Origin of the sequence: Enterococcus sp. HMSC076E04 (genome assembly GCF_001814285.1) — a bacterium.
Classification (GTDB): domain Bacteria; phylum Bacillota; class Bacilli; order Lactobacillales; family Enterococcaceae; genus Enterococcus_B; species Enterococcus_B lactis.
Map to the genome: position 1 here is coordinate 1 of NZ_KV815614.1, position 585 is coordinate 585.

At 47.5% G+C, this 585-nt stretch carries 1 protein-coding gene; it reads left to right on the plus strand.

Translation table 11 applies throughout. The annotated features are described in order from the left end of the window. Positions 1–78: 78 nt before the first annotated feature. Positions 79–585 (plus strand): helix-turn-helix domain-containing protein (locus HMPREF2961_RS09830; protein WP_070704699.1); only part of this gene is annotated, 507 nt, incomplete at its 3' end.

Consider the following 585-nt stretch of genomic DNA (forward strand, 5'->3'; position numbering starts at 1 on the left):
TATATAAATTGAGTTAAATTGTATTCGTTTTTCCTCCTATAGGCGTATACTAAAGAAAACACTTGAGGAGTGGGGAACATGGAAACAGAACGCCAAATCCGTGAATTGGAAAAAGCGATGAATACGACAGACAACCGCCGGTTGTACGAGCGTTTCCTGGCAGTCAAGTTGGTTCTTGAAGGCCACACCCGGAAAGAAGCCGGGCACACCATCGGCCGCGACGAGCATACTGTCAGCCACTATGTGAAAAACTACTGCCATAATGGAATCCAAGGTTTAGTCTCCAAAAAACAAAGCGGACGACCTTCACGGCTGACAGATGAACAGGAAGCGGAACTGGTCCAAATCGTCGCCTACCACACTCCGGAGGAAGTAGGTTTCAAATCCCGTGCCAATTGGACATTGGCGATTGTGTGTGACCTGATTCTCCGGGAATGGAGTTATGGATATACGCAAAAAGGCGTGGCGGACCTCCTTCACCGGCTAGGACTAAGCTGGACCCGTCCGACGTATACCCTCAAAAAAGCGGATTCCAAGAAACAACAGGTATTTTTGGAAGAAACCTTCCCGAGCCTAAAAAAAAAA